Consider the following 17751-nt stretch of genomic DNA (forward strand, 5'->3'; position numbering starts at 1 on the left):
GCATCAACCCCGCATCTTTTCGCCCGATGGGTCGAAGGGCGGTTCGATGTTGATGCGCGCCGGGCGGCGCTGTCCGAGGATTTCAATCTCGAACAGGCCTTCGCTTTCGTCGTTTGCAAGGGCGGCCGGCACATAGCCCTGCGCCATCGACTTGTCGACGAAATGCGCATAGCCGCCCGACGTGACCCAGCCGACGACGGACCATTCGCCGTCATGGATGCCGCGCACCGAGGACGCGCCGTGGTCGGCCTGCGAGCTGCGGGTTTCCTTGCCGGCGGCGTCGAAGCGCGGCGCGCCGTAGCCGTGTGGCTTTTCGATCGTGCCGAAGTCGGTGCCGTTCACCTTGGCCCAGATCGGCTCGTCGCCCATGACATCGGCGTCGAGCGCGTCGACCAAGAACGAGACGCGGGCCAGTTTCGGACCGTCCGCATGCTCCCTTGCCGCCGCTTCACGACCGATGAAGTCGTTCTTCTCCAGCTTGATGAAGCGCTCCATGCCGCCTTCAAACGGGCCGTAGATCGGCCGCAACTCACGGAACCATGTCGGGAAGTTCTTCTCGAGCCGCATCGACAGAAGGGCGCGCATGCCGAAATCGACGATGCCGAACTCGGCGCCGGCATCCTTGATCGACGCATAGACCAGCCGCTCATAGGCCGGCTCCATCCAGATCTCGTAGCCGAGGTCGCCGGTGTAGGTGATGCGATTGACCATGCATGGCGCGCCGCCGACGGCCATCTCCCGGAAATCCATGAAGCGGAAGGCCTTGGACGACACGTCCACATCAACCAGCTTCTGCAGCAGCGCCTGCGACTTTGGTCCGGCAATCGACAGGCCCACCAGCGTCTGGTCGTAGCGGTGGATGCGCACCGAGCCGTCCTTCGGCACGTGCTTTTCGAACCAGCGCATATGGTATTTCTGCGCCGCCGACGAGCCCCAGATCATGAAACGCTCGTCGCCGGTCTTGGCGATGGTGAAATCGCCGATCAGCTTGCCGAACTCGTTCAGCATCGGGGTCAGCACGATGCGGCCCGTCTTAGGCATGCGGTTGGTCATCAGCCGGTTGAGGAAGTCTTCCGCAGCCGGCCCCGACACCGCGTATTTGGCGAAATTGGCGATCTCGGTGACGCCGACGCCCTCGCGTACGGCGCGCACCTCGTTGCCGACATGCTCGAAATCGTTCGATCGATGGAAGGAGACGATGTCCCTCGGCTCGCCGCCTTCGGGCGCGAACCAGAGGGGGGTTTCCAGGCCCCACGAGTCGCCCATGACGGCATTCTGCGCGACCATGGTGTCGTAGAGCGGCGTTGTCTGCGCGGGTCGCGCGGCCGGCAGCTCCTCGTTGGGGAAGCGGATGGAGAACCGGCGCGAATAGTTCTCTCGCACCTTGGCATTGGTGTAGCGCAGGCTCGCCCATTCGCCGAAGCGGGCGACGTCCATGCCCCAGACGTCGAAGCCGGGATCACCGTCGACCATCCAGTTCGACAGTGCCAGCCCCACGCCGCCGCCCTGGCTGAAGCCCGCCATCACGCCGCACGCCACCCAGTAATTGGTGAGGCCCTGAACCGGCCCGACAAGCGGGTTGCCGTCGGGCGCGAAGGTGAAGGGGCCATTGATGACCTGCTTGATGCCGGCATTGGCGATGCCCGGGAAATGCTTGAAGCCGATTTCCAGTGACGGAGCGATGCGGTCGAGGTCGGGCGCCAGCAGCTCATGGCCGAAATCCCACGGCGTGTTGACCGGAGACCACGGCTTGCATGCCTTCTCATAGGTGCCGAGCAGAATGCCGTTGCGCTCCTGGCGGGTATAGATCTCGCCCTTGAAATCGAGCACGCCGACCATCTCGCGGCCGGTCTCCCGGTTGAAGGCTTCCACTTCCGGCATCGGCTCGGTCAGGAGGTACATGTGCTCCATGGCCAGCACCGGCAGCTCGACGCCGACCATGCGTCCGACCTCGCGCGCCCACAGGCCGCCGCAATTGACCACGTGCTCGGCCCTGACCGTGCCCTGCTCGGTGATGACGTTCCAGGTGCCGTCCAGCTCCTGCGTCAGCTCGCGCACCGGGTTGCGCAGCACGATCTCCGCGCCGAGCTTCTTGGCGGCCTTGGAGTAGGCAATCGTGGTGCCGGAGGGGTCGAGATGGCCTTCCACCGGGTCCCACATAGCGCCGACGAAATGGCTCTCGTCCATCAGCGGGAACATGGCCTTGGCTTCTGACGGCGTGATCAGCTCCGTGTCCATGCCGAGATAGCGCCCCTTGGCGTGCGCAAGTCGCAGGAAGTCCATGCGCTCGGGACTGTCGGCCAGCATCACGCCGCCGGTCAGGTGCAGCGAGCAGGACTGGCCGGAGATTTCTTCCAGTTCCTTGTAGAGCTGCACGGTATAGGCCTGCAGCTTGGCGACGTTTGGGTCGCCGTTGAGCGTGTGGAAGCCGCCGGCCGCATGCCAGGACGAACCGGACGTCAGCTCCGACCGTTCGATCAGCATGATGTCGGTCCACCCTGCGCGGGCAAGATGATACAGCACCGAGCAACCGACGACACCGCCGCCGATAACCACCGCTTTGACGTGAGATTTCATGGAGATAGATCCGTAAACGAATGAAATGATTCAAAAATCCGTCGGGGCGCCGCCTTCGGCGATGCGGCGGTCGACGAAGTCGTCCAGCGCCTCGCGGATTGCCGGGTCCATCGGCGGCGCTTCGTAGGTGGCGAGGCGTTCTTTCCAGACGCGATTGGCGCGCTCGATGGCGGTCGGGGAACCGGCCTCGCTCCAGCTCTCGAAATTGCGCCAGTCGGACAGGATCGGAGAATAGAACGCGTTGCGGTAGCGGCTCTGGGTGTGGGGCGTGCCGAAGAAATGGCCGCCCGGACCAACATCTCGGATCGCGTCCACCGCAAGCGCGTCTTCCGACAGGTCGAGCGGGGTCAGGAATTCCGACACCATCTGCAGGAGGTCGATGTCGAGGATGGTCTTTTCGAACGAGCAGCGCAGACCGCCCTCGAGCCAGCCGGCCGCGTGCATCATCATGTTGCCCCCGCCCTGGATCGCGCCCCACAGTGAGAACACGCTTTCGTAGGCGGCCTGCGCGTCGACAGTATTGGCCGCGCAGGTGTTCGAGGTGCGGTAGGGCAGGGCGTAGCGGCGGGCGAGCTGGCCGCCGACCATCTGCGCCTTCATGTATTCCGGCGTGCCAAAGGCGGGCGCGCCGGATTTCATGTCGACATTGGAGGTGAAGCCGCCATAGGCGACCGGCGCCCCTTTTCTCACCATCTGCGAGAAGGCGATGCCGGAGAGTGCCTCGGCATTCTGCTGTACGAGCGCGCCGGCGATCGTCACCGGGGCCATCGCGCCCGACAGCGTGAACGGCGTCACCACCACAGCCTGGCCGGCAGATGCCATCTGTATGATGCCTTCCATCATCGGCACATCGAGCTTCAGAGGCGAATTCGTGTTGATAATGGTGAAGACCGACGGCTCCTGCAGAAGCTGCTCGCGAGAGATGCCGCGGGCGAGCCTCGCGATCTCGATGCCGTCGACGTTGCGTTCCTTGCCGAGCGAATAGATGTGAAACACCTTGTCGGTCAGAACGGCAAGGTCGCGCACGCATTCGAGGTGGCGTATCGACGGGTGGATGTCGATCGGTTCGACGGGATAGCCGCCGGTGATGTTGATGACGTTGTGCATCTGCGCGAGGCGCAGGAAATTGCGGTAGTCATTCTGGTTGCCGGGCCGCCGCCCGCCGTCGAGATCGGAAGCGTTGGGGGCGGACGCCATCATCGCGATGATAAGATTGTCGCCGCCGAAGACGACGTTGTGATCCGGATTGCGGGCGTGCAGCGTGAACTGCGAGGGCGCATGACCCACGAGCTCGAGGATCATGTCGGGATCGAAGCGCACCCGTTCGGTGCCCTGCAGCACGTCGGCCCCGTGCGCCTTCATGATCGCTCGCGCTTCCTCGTGCAGAACCTCGACGCCGATCTCCTTCAGAACCCGGAGGGAAGCAAGGTGGATCGATTCCAGCTCATCGTCCGAGACGATTTGCGTTGGCGCGAAGGGTATGCGCAACTGGCGGAACGGAGGCTGCTCGAACGCCGCGCCGCCGCCGGTCCTTTTGCCGGCCCTGCCGCCGCGCCTTGACCTGTCAGCTACGGTTGCCTCGCTGGGCAGCGTCGTGTCCGTCATGCATGTCACCAAGTTGGTATCCGACACGCATATTGGACCACCGCGTAGCGGGGGAGTGCGGAGGCTGCGACAGCTAGGGCCAAGGAATCGACATGCTGCGGCGGCGGGATGCCGCCGCCGCAGCTTCGAGTTCGTCAGCCGGCTTTCGCGGCGTGCCAGTTTCCACCGACGCCGTCGCCGCTCATCTCTCCAGCTTTCTTGTCGCCCGCATAGGTGTAGAGCGGCTTGCCCTTGAAGGCCCACATCATGGCGCCATCGCTGCGCTTGACGAGGGTCCAGTCTCCCTCGGCCTTTGCCGAGGCATTCGCCTGGAACGGAGGCCATTTGGCGGCGCAGTCACCGTCGCAATTGGACTTTCCGACCGCGTCCTTGTCGAATGTGTAGAGGGTCATGCCGTGGGAGTCGGTGTAAACCTGCTCGCTTCCCACCGTCTTGACCTGGGCTGGTTCCGCGGCGTGCGCCGCTGCAACGCCCAGGAACAGGGCGGTCAATGCCGATGCTACGATTTTCATGAGAGTTGCTCCTCCTTTGGAGCGTGGCCGGTGGTGTTGGTCGGCCGGTAGCAGGAACGTTCGGCCGATAACCGTGTTCCCCGTTCACGAACTCTTGTACGGCCGCCGTCAGTCGCGCTAGAAATGCAGCATGAAGTGCATTCGACGCAGGCATTCCATGTCGTTCGCGGCAATGACACCGTCGCCGCGCACGCGGCATGACGAACTGCTGCGCCTGTGCGCCCGGATAGGCTATTCGCCGCCATGTTCCGTCTGAAATCGCCCCGGCACCGGTTGCCGGATCGAGTCAAACGGAGCTTCCAAACCCATGACCTATCAGAATTTTTCCCTGAAGCAGCTTCAGGAGATCGATGGCGCGCATCATCTCCATCCCTTTACCGACCACAAGGATCTGCGTGCCGCCGGCACACGCATCATCACGCGCGCTGACGGGCCGTTCATCTACGACAGCGAGGGCAATGAGCTCCTTGACGGCATGGCCGGCCTGTGGTGCGTGAACGTCGGCTATGGCCGGCACGAACTGGCAGAGGCCGCCTATGCGCAGATGAAGGAGCTGCCCTACTACAACTCGTTCTTCCGCTGCTCGACCCCGACGCCCGTGCTTCTGTCGCGCAAGCTCGCGGAGATCGCGCCTGCGGGCGTCAAACAGGTCTTCTACGGCTCGTCCGGCTCCGAATCCAACGACACCGCCTTGCGGCTGGTCCGCCACTACTGGGCGCTGGAGGGCAAGCCGGAAAAGACCATCATAGTCTCGCGCAGAAGCGCCTATCACGGCTCGACGGTTGCCGGCGCGTCGCTCGGCGGCATGGCGGCCATGCACAGCCAGCTCGGCGCGCCGGTGCCGGGCATCGTACACGCCATGGCGCCGTATGCTTTCGAGCTCTCCCTGCCAGGCGAAAGCGAGCATGATTTTGGCGTCAGGGCCGCACGTTCGGTCGAGGATGCTATCCTTGAGGCGGGGCCGCAAAACGTCGCCGCCTTTATCGGTGAGCCTGTCATGGGGGCAGGTGGCGTCAAGATTCCGCCGGCGAGCTACTGGCCTGAAATCCAGCGCATCTGCCGCAAATACGATGTGCTGCTGATGCTCGACGAAGTGATCACCGGCTACGGCAGGACCGGCGCGTGGTTCGCCGCCCAGTCGATGGGCATCGAGCCCGACACGATCACCACGGCCAAGGCGCTCACCTCAGGCTATCAGCCGCTGTCGGCGCTGCTGGTCGGCGACCGCATCGCATCGACGGTCATCGAGAAGGGCGGCGAGTTCTATCACGGCTATACCTATTCCGGGCATCCGGTTGCCTGCGCGGTTGCGCTCGCCAATCTCGAAATCATCGAGAAGGAAGGCCTTATCGAGCGGGTGAGGGATGACACCGGACCCTATTTCCGCAAGTCGCTGATGGAACGCCTGGCGGGCCACGGCATCGTGGGCGAGGTGCGCACGATCGGCCTGATGGGCGCGATCGAGATCGTCAAGGACAAGGAGACGCGCGAGCGCTTCCCCGGCGATGGAGCGGCAGCCGTCGTCGTTCGCGATCATGCGATCGCCAACGGCATGATGTTGCGGGCCACGGGTGATACGATGATCCTTTCGCCGCCGCTGATCTGGACCAGGTCGACGATCGACATGGCGGCGGACCGGATCGCCAAGGCGCTTGATCTTGCCGAAGCGGATCTTCGAAAATAGCGGAAGGACTTTGCCATGACCGCCAAACCTCTTGTCCCGCTCGTCGAATACGACGCCGCGCCGCCCGCAGTGCGCGACGTCTATGACGACATCATGCGCACGCGGGGCACCGACTGGATCAACAATTTCTGGAAGGTGCTGGCGCACGATCCCGCGCTTCTCAAGCGCACATGGGAGGATATCAAGGCGGTCATGGCGCCGGGCGCGCTCGATCCGCTGGTGAAGGAGATGATCTACGTGGCCGTCTCCGCCACCAACGGATGCGAATACTGCACCTATTCCCACACCGCGTCTGCCCGCGCCAAGGGCATGACGGATGCGCAGCTCATGGAACTCATGGCCGTGGTCGGGATGGCGAACGAGACCAACCGGCTCGCCAACGGACTGCGGCCGCCGGTCGATCAGCAATTCGAGCCCCGCTGAGTAATCTCGGCAAGGGGCTATCGCGGTGCATGTGGTGAGAGTACACATCGGTGCCAGCGAAGAGAGTCCTCTTCGATGCGGGGCATCAGATGGCGAGATCACGTAAATCTAAACGGGCTGCGGGTGCGCTTGCCGGCAGCCTGATGCTGGCTCCGGCCGTGGCGGCAATGCGCACACCGCTGCTTGCCATGGAAGCGCAGGATGCAAATCCCTGGCGTGTGGAGACAGTGCGCGCCACCACCGAAAAGGCTGCCGCTGTCATTGAAGGCGCGGTCGCGGCCCAGATGTCGCTGTTCTGGTCCGCGTCGAACTTCTGGATGGAGCTTGCTTCGGGCCGTACGCCGTCGCTGCTCAATGGCGTGGCGATGGAACGCGCCGTTCATGCCGCGCTAAAGCCGTCGGGCAAGCGCGTCAGGGCCAACTACAATCGGCTCAAGCGTGGCTAGAGGCCACGCACAGCAAAAACCGCGCTCTCCAGGCGGGGAGAAACGCGGTCTTGCCAAACATACGCATGGCGCTTCGCGGACTCGATACTAGCGAAACTGACAGCTCCGGTACGCGATACCTGATCCGGAGCGTGGGGCGGCTGCGATGACCGCCTCGTTGTCTGTTCTACACAGACATCGTTACCGCCGGGTTATCGAGACCTTAAGCAAATCTGAATCAGGCGTTTTTTTGAACGCGCCCCGCAAGTTTCTCGCGGATGGCGGTTACGCTACGTCGCCGCGAAGGAACTTCACGATTCCTGAAAAGTCGGTGCCGCCATGGCCCATGGCATCGAACAGCGCGTAAAGCTGTGCGGCCTCCGCGCCGAGCGGTGTGACGGCCCCGGTGGATTGCGCAGCCTCCTGCGCGAGCTTCAGGTCCTTCAGCATCAACGCTGCGGCGAAACCGGGCTTGTAGTCGCGGTTGGCGGGCGACGTGGGCACCGGGCCGGGCACGGGGCAGTAGGTCGTCAGCGACCAGCACTGGCCCGAGGAGGTCGACGCAACGTCGAACAAAGCCTGATGCGACAGGCCGAGCTTTTCGGCCAGCACGAAGGCCTCGCCGACGCCTATCATCGAGATGCCGAGGATCATGTTGTTGCAGATCTTCGCTGCCTGGCCCGCGCCCGCGTCGCCGCAGTGGACGACCTTGCCCGCCATCGGCTGCAGGATCGGCTCGCCCTTGGCAAAGGCTTCCTTGGATCCGCCGGCCATGAAGGTCAGGGTGCCGGCTTCCGCGCCGCCGACGCCGCCCGAAACCGGCGCGTCGATGGAGAGCATACCCGCTTCGCTCGCGATCGCATGCGCCTTGCGCGCCGAATCGACGTCGATAGTAGAAGAATCGATGAACAACGTACCCTTGCCCGCTGCCGCGACGATTTCGCCATAGACCGCCAGCACGTGCTTGCCGGCCGGCAGCATGGTCACGACGACCTCAGCGCCGTCGACCGCTGCCGTGGCGCTGTCGCTGATGGTCACGCCGTTTGCTGCGGCCGTCGTCAGATTGTCGGCGACGAGGTCGAAGCCGCGCACCTGGTGTCCGGCCTTGACCAGATTGGCGGCCATGGGGTTGCCCATGTTGCCGAGCCCGATGAATGCGATTGTCGTCATCGCCTGTTCCTCCCGAAAAATTAAGTCTTCAGCGTCCGATCATGTGCCGCGCAATGATGACGCGCATGATTTCGTTGGTACCTTCGAGGATCTGGTGCACCCTGAGGTCGCGCACCAGCTTCTCGACGCCATATTCGTGCAGGTAGCCGTAGCCACCGTGGATCTGCAGCGCCTCGTTGGCGATGTCGAAGCAGGCGTCGGTGACGAAACGCTTGGCCATCGCCGACCATTTCCCCGCGTCGTGTGCCTTGCGGTCCAGCTTGGAAGCCGCCGCGTATAGCAGCATGCGCGAGGCCTGCAGATCGGTTTCCATGTCGGCCAGCTTGAACTGCAGCGCCTGGAACCGGTCGATCGACTGGCCGAACGCCTGACGTTCGGCGGCATAGGCCAGCGCCTTGTCGGTTGCTGCCTGCGCGCCGCCCAGCGAGCAGGCGGCGATGTTGAGGCGACCGCCGTCGAGGCCGGCCATCGCGATCCGGAAACCAGCGCCTTCGCCAGACAGCAGGTTTTCAGCCGGCACCTTGCAATCCTCGAAGATCACCTGACGGGTGGGCTGCATGTGCCAGCCCATCTTGCTTTCGCTGGGGCCAAAGGAAAGGCCGGGCGCATCCTTTGGCACCACCAGTGTGGAGATACCCTTCGGCCCGTCCTCGCCCGTGCGCGCCATCACCACGTAGACATCGGAATCGCCGGCGCCGGAAATGAACTGCTTGGCGCCGTTGAGCACATAGTCGCTGCCGTTTCCGCCGGAGCGCGTAGCCTTCGTGCGCAGTGCGGCGGCGTCCGAGCCGGAACCGGGTTCGGTGAGGCAGTAGCTTGCCAGCCATTCCAGCGAGGTCATCTTGGGCAGCAGGCGCTGGCGCTGCTCGTCGGAGCCGAACATGTCGACCATCCAGGCCGCCATGTTGTGAATCGAGATCATCGAGGAGAAGCCGGGGCAGGCGGCCGCAAGCGCCTCGAAGATCAGAACCGCGTCAAGCCGGCCGAGGCCGGAACCGCCGACATCCTCCCGGATATAGATGCCGCCAAAGCCGAGTGCGCCGGTTTCGCGGATCACTTTGGAGGGGAAGAAGCGCTCCCGATCCCAGTCGAGCGCGTAGGGTGCGACCTGCTCGGCTGCGAAGCCGGCCGTCATTTCCTGAATCGCGCGCTGGTCGGCGTTCAGCTCGAACTGGCCCGTGGTGGCGTCGGCTGCGGCGTCCATATGTTCCTCCCTTGCGCGTCCGGTGGACTTGGAAGGCAATTTAGACCATTGGGGAAGCCGCGCAACGTGTCGGTCCGCAAAGACGCTGTGCGTGGATGCGACAACGGAGCGTGCGAAATGTCGACTGCCAGCAAGGCCCGCGCGATCATGCTTCAGGGCACGGGTTCGGATGTCGGCAAGACGGTGCTGGTCGCGGGGCTGTGCCGGGCCGCACGCAATCGCGGGCTTTCAGTGCGTCCGTTCAAGCCGCAGAACATGTCCAACAACGCAGCGGTCGCCGACCTGCCGGGCGAGGCAGGCGGCGGCGAGATCGGCCGCGCGCAGTGGCTTCAGGCCCTTGCCTGCGGGGTACCCGCCAGCGTCGACATGAACCCGGTCCTGCTCAAGCCGCAGACCGACATCGGCGCGCAGGTGATCGTTCATGGTCGGATGCGCGGCGAGGCGAAGGCGCGCGACTACCAGGCGCTCAAGGCATCGCTGATGGATGCGGTGATGCAATCGTGGGAGCGGCTGGGCGAGGGGGCGGACCTCGTCGTCGTCGAGGGAGCCGGGTCGCCTGCTGAAATCAACCTGCGCCCGCGCGACATCGCAAATATGGGCTTCGCCACGCGCGCCGACGTGCCGGTGGCGCTCGTCGGCGACATCGACCGCGGCGGGGTGATCGCGGCGGTCGCCGGCACGCATCTGATCCTGCCGGAAGAGGATCGGCGGATGATCGTCGGCTACCTCATCAACAAGTTTCGCGGCGACGTGACGCTGTTCGACGACGGGCTCGCCGCTATCGAACGTTTTACCGGTTGGCGCTGTTTCGGCGTGGTGCCGTGGCTGCGCGAGGCAGCACTTCTGCCGTCGGAGGATTCCGTCGTTCTGGAGCGGGCCGTCAGAGGCAGGGGGCCGGCCTGCAAGGTCGTGGTGCCGATGCTGTCGCGCATCGCCAATTTCGACGATCTCGATCCGCTCAGAGCCGAAGAAGAGGTCGAGGTGGTCTTCGTGCCGCCCGGCAGCCCCTTGCCGAGCGATGCGGCGCTCGTTGTCATTCCCGGATCGAAGTCGACCATCGCCGATCTTGCCATGCTGCGCGAGAACGGCTGGGACAAGGACCTTGCCGCTCATCAGCGGCGTGGCGGGCGCATCGTCGGTCTGTGCGGCGGATACCAGATGCTTGGCAGGGTCGTGCGCGACCCGCATGGGATCGAGGGCGGCGGCGGGGCTGAAGGTCTGGGCCTGCTCGACATCGAAACCGTGCTGGAACCTGAAAAGATCGTGCGCAACGTTTCGGCGCGCTCGGTGATCTTCGATGAGGATGTGGCGGGCTATGAAATCCATCTCGGCCGCAGCACCGGTCCGGACACGTTGCGACCGGCGGTGACGATCGACGGCGCGCCGGATGGGGCGGTCTCGCCCAACGGGCGGGTGTGGGGCACATATCTGCACGGCATCTTTTCGGCCGACCGTTTCCGCGCGAAATTCCTGGAGGAACTGGGCGTGCGCGGCGGTGGCACCGACTATCGCGCCGGCATCGAGAATGCGCTCGATGCCATCGCCGATCACCTCGAACGCCATCTAGACGTGGATGCTCTGTTTGCCGCCGCGCGTTGAGGTCAGCCTGCCGGATTTTCCGCATACCACGCCAGGATTTCCGGCATGCGCTGTTCGAAACCGCCTGGAATGAAGACATTGAGCACGCCGGTCCGCTGGCCGGTCGTGTTGCGGAAATCATGCGTCACGCCAGCCGGAACGACGATGGTCGTACCCTCGGACGCGGTGACCCACTCCTCGCCGACGAGGACTGAAACCGTGCCTGAAAGAACCACGAAGATCTCGTCGTTCCCCTCGTGCATGTGGGCTCCCGGTCCATCGGCGCCCGGCTCGAGCCACCACTCCGAGACGCAGTAGGCGTTCGCGGTCTCATCCCCGTCGGCCTTGAAGACAGCCTTCATGCCCGGCATGGCGTAGCTTCGACCTTCGCCGGCCGGCAGCACGATGGGCGCGCGAGGCGTCATCCTTCATGAGCCTTCGGCCAGTAGGTGCCGAAGCACCAGACATTGCCTTCGGGATCCCGGCAGATGAATTCGCGGCTCCCGTAATCGCGGTCGGTCAGGCCCTGCTCGATGGCAGCACCTGCCTTGCGCACCTGCTCGAACAGGGCGTCCACGTCGTCGACGGCGATGTAGAGCGACTTGCCGCCCTGATCGCCGGGCTGGCCGACAATGGTGCCGTATTCGTCTTCCTGCGCCTGGCCGCACATGATGATCGACGATCCGAGCGCCAGTTCTGCGTGGCCGACGACACCCTTGTCGTCCTCGTAGCGGGCTTTCACGGTGAAGCCGAACGCGTCGCGCAGCCAGTCGATCATGGCCGCCGCATCGCGGAAACGGAAAGTCGGGTAAATGCGCGGTGGCTCGATGGCGGTATAGGTGGTCATCGGAATCTCCTTCGACGTGTCTCAATGACAAGGAGAATGCCCGATGCGGGTTCCTTCGGCTTGAAGGAATGTTACCTGCGGACTGTCAGGTGCCGGCCAGCCATGCGGAGGGCGTGGTGCCGGCGAATTCGCGGAAGTCGCGTGCCAGATGCGCCTGGTCGGCGTAGCCGCAGCCGGCGGCGATGTCGGCCCACCCGCCTTCCGTCCGCGCCCTTGCCAGCGACTGCGCCCGCATGAAGCGGGCAACGCGTGCCACGGCCTTCGGCGGCAACCCCACTTCGTCATGGAAGCGCGCGGCGAGATGTTTGCGGCTCCAATCGAGTTCAGCTGCCAGCCGCGCCACTTTCGCTCGGCCGTTGGTCGCCAGGATACGGTCATAGGCCCAAGCCGTACCGCGTGACAGCTCTTGGCCGTTGCGCAGCCGATCGATCGCAAAACGCTCGGCGATGACGAGCCGGCGATCCCAGCTCGCCTCTTCACCAAGCTGCTGGCGCAGCCGATCGACGCTGCGGTCGCCGAGTTCGCCAAGCGTCACCATCCGGCTGGTGAGTTCGTGCATCGGCAGGCCGAAGAACCGTCGGGCACCAAGCGGCGTGAAGGAGATCTGTACACAAGAGCATCGCCCCGCCGACATTATGTTGACGGGCTGCAAACAAAGGCCGGACGTGAAGCTCTGGTAGCCATCATCAATACCTGGCCTCCGGCCCAGCGCGATCTCGAACGGCTCGGCGAAGCCGATCAGCAGCGGCACGACCAGCGATGCCGTTTCCAGTTGTGGCATTGGCGCGCCGGACAGCTCCCGATAAAGGCCGATCTCCACCACCAACCCGCGCAGCTCTTCGACAGGAGGTACCTTGACGAGCGTGAATTCCGGCGTTGACAGGACTGTCGCGCCGGGACGCATCGCAATTGCTGCAAGATCGGCGTCGGGTCCCATAACCGCAGGATAGCGTAATGAATGCTTGTCAGAAAGCGTTGCCGATCAATCCATCAGGAGCCTGACGGCGAGCGCGACACAGGTCACGACCAGCAGCGGCTTGATGAGACGCGCGCCTTTCTTCATCGCCAGTGCGGCGCCGAGCCTGGCGCCAAGGAACTGGCAGAGACCCATCATCAGGCCGATTTTCCAGGAAACGACCCCGGCGACCGCAAAGAAGGCGAAGCCGCCGACATTGGAGGCGAAGTTGAGTAGCTTGGTGTGTGCGGTGGCCTTCAGCACGCCGTAGCCGGCAAGACCCACGAAGGCCAGCATCAGGAACGAGCCTGTGCCCGGACCGAACAACCCGTCATAGAAGCCGAGCAGCGGCGGGATCGTCACGCCGAACAGGAATGGCCCGACGCGCTCGGCACGATCGACATCGTCCATGTTCGGCTTGAAGGCGAAATAGAGTGCGATTGCTACCAGCATCACGGGCAGGGCGGCACGCAACCACTCTCCAGGCAGGATGGTCGCGAGGGCTGCGCCGACGACCGAGCCGACGAAGGCCAGCAGTGCCGAAGGCGCCTGCTTCCTCAAATCAACGTGGCCTTTGGAGGCATAGGAGATTGTCGCCGAGGCGGTGCCGAAGAGACCCTGCAGCTTGTTTGTGCCCAGTGCCTCGACCGGCGAGAAACCGGCCAGCAGCAGAACCGGTACGGTGATGAGTCCGCCGCCGCCGGCGATCGAATCCACGAAGCCGGCAAGGAACGCGGCCGCGGCAAGCAGCAGGACGATTTCGAGAGCGAGGTCGGAGAACATGCGCAATTCCAGATTACGCGCGCTTCCAGCACGGCCGCGCGCTATCCGCAAGCGCGATTTCGCGCTAGCTTCGCAGACGCTAGGGAAACCGGAGAGTCGATCGTATGGCGCTGGAGATGTTTTCGAGGATCAGGGAGTTTTTCGAGGGCGATCCCGTCGTGCGCAAGGTCGCCGACGATCCGGCGCTTTCGGCCGAGATACTGCTTCTTTTTCGCATGGTGCTCGCCGATGGCGAGGTGGACGAAGCCGAGCTCGAAACCCTGCGCCGGATTTGCGCCGACGCGTTCGGCATCGACGCGGAAAGCTTCGGCAAGGTGATGCGCTATCTGCAGGACTACGGCTACGAGACGACCACCGCGCAGGCGCTTGCCATCTTCCGGGGGTATCCGCATGAACGCCGTGTCGAACTGGCCCGCCACCTCGCCGAAATCGCCAAGGCCGACGACGAACTGAACCAGCAGGAAGTACGACTTCTGGCCCGCACGCTTGAGGTCTTGAGGCTCGACCCGCACGAAGTGGTGCCGGGCGGGGCCTAACCCTGTTCGGCCAGCCGCCTGCGTAGTGCCCGGTGAAGGTCGGGTGCCGCGGCAACCAGCGCCTTGGCCGCATCGGACTGCGGATTGTCCAGCACCTGGCCGGTCTTGCCTTCCTCCACGATACGTCCGTCGTGCATAACCATCACCTCGTCGGTGATGGCGCGCGCGACGGTGAGGTCGTGGGTGATGAAGAGGTAGGCGACGCCCAGCCTGTCGTTGAGATCGGCGAATAGATCGAGAACCTGCGCCCGGATTGAGACATCGAGTGCGGACACAGGCTCGTCGGCCACCACCAGCTGGGGACGGGTGATGATCGCGCGGGCAATCGAGATCCGCTGGCGCTGGCCGCCCGAAAATTCGTGCGGATATTTGTCCATGTCGCGCGGCTGCAGGCCTACCTCATGCAGCGCGTCGGCCACCATTTCGCGCCGCTCGGCGGCGGATGGCTTCTTTTCCAGCAGATGCAGCGGCTCGCCCACCAGCCGCTCGACCTTGTGGCGCGGGTTGAAGGAGCCGTAGGGGTCCTGGAAGACGACCTGCATCTTTCGCCGGTGCGGCTTCAGCGCGTCTTCGCCAAGCGCGCTGACTTCCGCGCCATCGAGACGGATCGCGCCGTCGGTTGGCCGATCCAGCGCCAGAACCATGCGCGCCAGGGTGGACTTGCCGCAGCCGGACCGCCCCACCAGCGCCACCGACTGACCTGCGCGCAAGGAGAACGAGACGCCGTCCACGGCGCGGAATGGTGCCGGCTTGCGCAAAAGCGAGGTGCGCCGCCCCGGATAGTCGCGGACGACGTTCTCGACGGAGAGGAGAGGCGGAGCGTCTGCTGTCGCAGCAGCCGTTGCATGCCGTTTGCGCGCGGGCACGTGCATGGATGCCTGCGCGAGCTGACGCGTGTAAGGATGCACCTGCTCCGAAAGCGTGCGGGCGGTCTCGCCGTCCTCCATGACCTCGCCGTGGCGCATGATGGTGATGCGGTCGGCCATGTCGGCGACGACCGCGAGGTCGTGGGAGATCAGCAGCAGGCCCATCTTCCGCTCGTCGACGAGGTCGCGCAGCAGTTCGAGTATCTGCTTCTGCAGCACCACGTCGAGTGCGGTCGTCGGCTCGTCGGCGATCAGCAGCTTGGGCTTCAAAGCGCAGGCAATCGCGATCACCACGCGCTGGCGTTGGCCGCCGGAAAGCTCATGCGGATAGCGCGCGAGCGGGAACTTCGCTTCCGGCAGGCCCACTCGGTCTAGGATCTGGCGCGCGGTCTGCTCGGCATCGGCGCGGTTGGCGCCAGTGTGCCAGCGAATACCCTCGGCCACCTGCTCGCCGATGGTCTTCACCGGGTTCAGCGCGGTCATCGGTTCCTGGAAAACCATGCCGATATCGTCGCCGCGGAGCTTGTTCATCGCGGCTTCGGGGGCGGACAGGATGTCGATCCCGTCGAAGGTAACGCGCCCTTGCGCCCGTGCCGCTTCCGGCAGGAGCTGCATGACGGTCAGTGCCGTCATCGACTTGCCGGAGCCCGATTCGCCAACCAGCCCCATCACCTCGCCCTGTTCGATGGTCAGGTCGATATCCTTGAGGATCGGCGTATCGCCGATCTCGAGCCGCAGGTTCTCGATTTCGAGCAGGCTCATCGCTGGCGTCTCAATTTCGGGTCGAGCATGTCGCGCAGGCCGTCGCCCAGGAGGTTGAGGCCCAGAACGGTGATGACGATGGCAAGGCCAGGGAAGATCGCCAGATGCGGCGCGACCATCATGCGCGTCTGCGCGTCGAACAGCATGCGGCCCCACGAAGGCATCGGTGGCTGCGCGCCAAGGCCGAGATAGGAGAGGCCGGCTTCGGCAAGAATACCCAGCGCGAACTGGATGGTGCCCTGCACCAGCAGGATCGACGCAATGTTGGGCAGGATGTGCTCGATGGTGATGAGCGCCTTGCCCTTGCCCGCCGCGCGTGCCGCCAGAACATATTCGCGTGGCCACAGCGACAGCGCGCCGGCCCGTGCGACGCGCGCAAAGACGGGCACGTTGAAGATGCCGATGGCGATGATGGCGTTGATTGCCCCGGGGCCGAAGATCGCCGTGATCATCACCGCCGAAAGCAGGGCCGGGAAGGCGAACACCACGTCGTTGAAGCGCATCAGCGCCTCGTCGATCCACCCGCCGCGTGCCGCGGCCCAGCAGCCGAGCGGGACGCCGATGCCCATGCCGATGCCGACGGCCACAAGGGCGACGGCGATTGAATTGCGCGAGCCGACCATGATCATCGAAAGGATGTCGCGGCCGAAATGGTCAGTGCCGAAGGGATGCTCGGCCGAGAGGCCCTTCATCCGGTCGGCGACCACAAGATGGGTAACGTCGTAAGGCGTCCATAAAAACGAGAGGAGCGCCATCGCGGCGATCAGTGCCGTGATGATGAAGCCGACCAGGAAGGAACGATTGGCAAAGGCCATGCGGACCAGTGCGCGCCAGCCGGTCGGTTCGGCGGAGAGTGGCTGCACGCTCATGCCGCTATCCTCAGTCGCGGATCGACGACGGCATAGAGGATGTCGACGACGATGTTGACGACGACGACGCTCGCCACGAGCAGCATGACGACGCCCTCAACCACGATCAGGTCGCGCTGCGTGATCGCCTGGAAGACGAGCCGGCCGAGCCCCGGCAGGTAGAAGACGTTCTCGATGATGATGGTGCCGGCGAGCAGGAACGCGAATTGCAGGCCGAGGATCGTCAACACCGGTATCATCGCGTTGCGGAGCGCATGGCGCCACAACACGGTACGGCGCGGCATGCCCTTGGCGCGCGCGGTGCGGATATAGTCCTCGCCGAGCACTTCGAGCATGGCGGAGCGGGTCACGCGGGCAAGGATCGCGGCCTGCGGAAGGGCAAGCGCTACGGCCGGCAGGAGAAGCGCCTTGATGCCCGGCCAGATGCCGGCGCTCCACCCCGGAAAGCCGCCGGAGGGCACCAGCCTCAGCCACACCGCGAAGACGTAGATCAGCAGCAGCGCAAACCAGAAATTGGGGATCGCGACGCCGATCTGTGCTGCGCCCATCGAGACGGTGTCCGCGGCCTTGCCGCGTCGGGCCGCCGAGAATATGCCGACCGGAATGGCGATCGCTGTCGACAGGATGAGCGATATGATCGCCAGCGGAAGCGAGACGACCACGCGTTCGGCGATCAGGTCGATGACCGGCGAGGAATAGGTGAAAGATCGGCCGAAATCGCCCACCAGCATGCCGCCGACCCATGTGAAATAGCGCAGCAGAACCGGCTGGTTGAGCCCCATCTGCTCGCGCAGGTTCGCAAGCGCTTCAGGGGTCGCATTCATGCCGAGCATGAGCTGCGCCGGGTCGCCGGGCAGAATTTCCAACACGCCGAAAACGACTGCCGAAGCAACCATCAGCGTCAGGAGGCCGATGCCGATGCGTTTGGCGAGAAAGGCGGTCATGAAGGGCGGAT

The 17751-nt window shown here is 64.5% G+C and carries 17 protein-coding genes; 5 read left to right on the top strand and 12 right to left on the bottom strand.

From position 1 onward, the window contains the following. Positions 1-3 precede the first annotated feature (3 nt). The 3 genes from V1479_RS19850 to V1479_RS19860 all read right to left on the bottom strand — a co-directional run bounded on the left by V1479_RS19850 (position 4) and on the right by V1479_RS19860 (position 4694). Positions 4-2577 carry a GcvT family protein gene (locus V1479_RS19850; RefSeq protein ID WP_368804463.1) on the bottom strand — a complete coding sequence of 858 codons (2574 nt, stop codon included), beginning with the start codon at positions 2575-2577 and terminating at the stop codon, positions 4-6. A 30-nt stretch (positions 2578-2607) separates the two neighbouring features. Continuing rightward, complete coding sequence (locus V1479_RS19855; protein WP_368804464.1) at positions 2608-4182, bottom strand: trimethylamine methyltransferase family protein; 1575 nt, start codon at positions 4180-4182, stop codon at positions 2608-2610. 134 nt (positions 4183-4316) lie between these two features. Continuing rightward, a complete protein-coding gene (locus V1479_RS19860; RefSeq protein WP_368804465.1) occupies positions 4317-4694 on the bottom strand; it encodes a COG4315 family predicted lipoprotein in 378 nt (125 codons plus the stop codon). A 307-nt stretch (positions 4695-5001) separates the two neighbouring features. Here V1479_RS19860 and V1479_RS19865 point away from each other — a divergent pair, with 307 nt between their 5' ends. The 3 genes from V1479_RS19865 (at position 5002) to V1479_RS19875 (ending at position 7247) form a co-directional block, all read left to right on the top strand. Next, entirely contained in the window at positions 5002-6378 is a 1377-nt protein-coding gene (locus V1479_RS19865; RefSeq protein WP_368804466.1) for an aspartate aminotransferase family protein, read from the top strand. A gap of 15 nt (positions 6379-6393) precedes the next feature. After that, positions 6394-6801 carry a carboxymuconolactone decarboxylase family protein gene (locus tag V1479_RS19870; protein ID WP_368804467.1) on the top strand — a complete coding sequence of 136 codons (408 nt, stop codon included), beginning with the start codon at positions 6394-6396 and terminating at the stop codon, positions 6799-6801. A gap of 89 nt (positions 6802-6890) precedes the next feature. Next, positions 6891-7247: a hypothetical protein gene (locus V1479_RS19875; protein WP_173192054.1), complete on the top strand. Its 357-nt coding sequence runs from the start codon at positions 6891-6893 to the stop codon at positions 7245-7247. Between the two features lie 264 nt (positions 7248-7511). On the opposite strand, the gene mmsB is transcribed toward V1479_RS19875, so the two are convergent. Further along, entirely contained in the window at positions 7512-8396 is an 885-nt protein-coding gene (gene mmsB / locus V1479_RS19880) for a 3-hydroxyisobutyrate dehydrogenase (RefSeq protein ID WP_368804468.1), read from the bottom strand. 28 nt (positions 8397-8424) lie between these two features. Further along, on the bottom strand, positions 8425-9600 hold the full coding sequence (locus V1479_RS19885; protein ID WP_368804469.1) for an isobutyryl-CoA dehydrogenase: 1176 nt from the start codon (positions 9598-9600) through the stop codon (positions 8425-8427). Positions 9601-9717: 117 nt separating this feature from the next. Here V1479_RS19885 and V1479_RS19890 point away from each other — a divergent pair, with 117 nt between their 5' ends. Continuing rightward, on the top strand, positions 9718-11199 hold the full coding sequence (locus tag V1479_RS19890) for a cobyric acid synthase (RefSeq protein WP_368804470.1): 1482 nt from the start codon (positions 9718-9720) through the stop codon (positions 11197-11199). A gap of 2 nt (positions 11200-11201) precedes the next feature. Here the strand turns inward: V1479_RS19890 and V1479_RS19895 are convergent, their stop codons facing one another. From V1479_RS19895 to V1479_RS19910, 4 genes are all read right to left on the bottom strand, one after another. Beyond that, positions 11202-11603, bottom strand: coding sequence for a cupin domain-containing protein (locus V1479_RS19895; protein ID WP_368804471.1), 402 nt, complete (start codon positions 11601-11603; stop codon positions 11202-11204). Further along, on the bottom strand, positions 11600-12025 hold the full coding sequence (locus tag V1479_RS19900) for a VOC family protein (RefSeq protein ID WP_368804472.1): 426 nt from the start codon (positions 12023-12025) through the stop codon (positions 11600-11602). The genes V1479_RS19895 and V1479_RS19900 overlap by 4 nt, the downstream gene beginning before the upstream one ends. Positions 12026-12110: 85 nt before the next feature. After that, positions 12111-12962, bottom strand: coding sequence for a helix-turn-helix domain-containing protein (locus tag V1479_RS19905; RefSeq protein WP_368804473.1), 852 nt, complete (start codon positions 12960-12962; stop codon positions 12111-12113). Positions 12963-13007: 45 nt separating this feature from the next. Beyond that, positions 13008-13763, bottom strand: a complete 756-nt coding sequence (locus V1479_RS19910) for a TSUP family transporter (protein WP_368804474.1) — start codon at positions 13761-13763, stop codon at positions 13008-13010. Positions 13764-13867: 104 nt separating this feature from the next. On the opposite strand from V1479_RS19910, the gene V1479_RS19915 reads away from it, so the two are divergent. Continuing rightward, the gene (locus V1479_RS19915) at positions 13868-14299 is read left to right on the top strand and encodes a tellurite resistance TerB family protein (RefSeq protein ID WP_368804475.1); all 432 of its coding nucleotides are present in this window, start codon (positions 13868-13870) and stop codon (positions 14297-14299) included. Here V1479_RS19915 and V1479_RS19920 read toward each other — a convergent pair. From V1479_RS19920 to V1479_RS19930, 3 genes are read right to left on the bottom strand one after another with little or no spacing between them, the layout of a single operon-like run. After that, positions 14296-15927, bottom strand: coding sequence for an ABC transporter ATP-binding protein (locus V1479_RS19920; protein WP_368804476.1), 1632 nt, complete (start codon positions 15925-15927; stop codon positions 14296-14298). The genes V1479_RS19915 and V1479_RS19920 overlap by 4 nt on opposite strands. Further along, positions 15924-16796, bottom strand: coding sequence for an ABC transporter permease (locus tag V1479_RS19925; RefSeq protein ID WP_368804477.1), 873 nt, complete (start codon positions 16794-16796; stop codon positions 15924-15926). Before V1479_RS19925 ends, V1479_RS19920 begins: the two co-directional genes overlap by 4 nt. After that, positions 16793-17740 (bottom strand): ABC transporter permease, encoded by a 948-nt coding sequence (locus tag V1479_RS19930; protein WP_173192035.1) that lies wholly within the window; start codon positions 17738-17740, stop codon positions 16793-16795. Before V1479_RS19930 ends, V1479_RS19925 begins: the two co-directional genes overlap by 4 nt. Between the last annotated feature and the right edge of the window lie 11 nt (positions 17741-17751).

The organism is Neoaquamicrobium sediminum (genome assembly GCF_040970315.1).
GTDB lineage: Bacteria > Pseudomonadota > Alphaproteobacteria > Rhizobiales > Rhizobiaceae > Aerobium > Aerobium sediminum.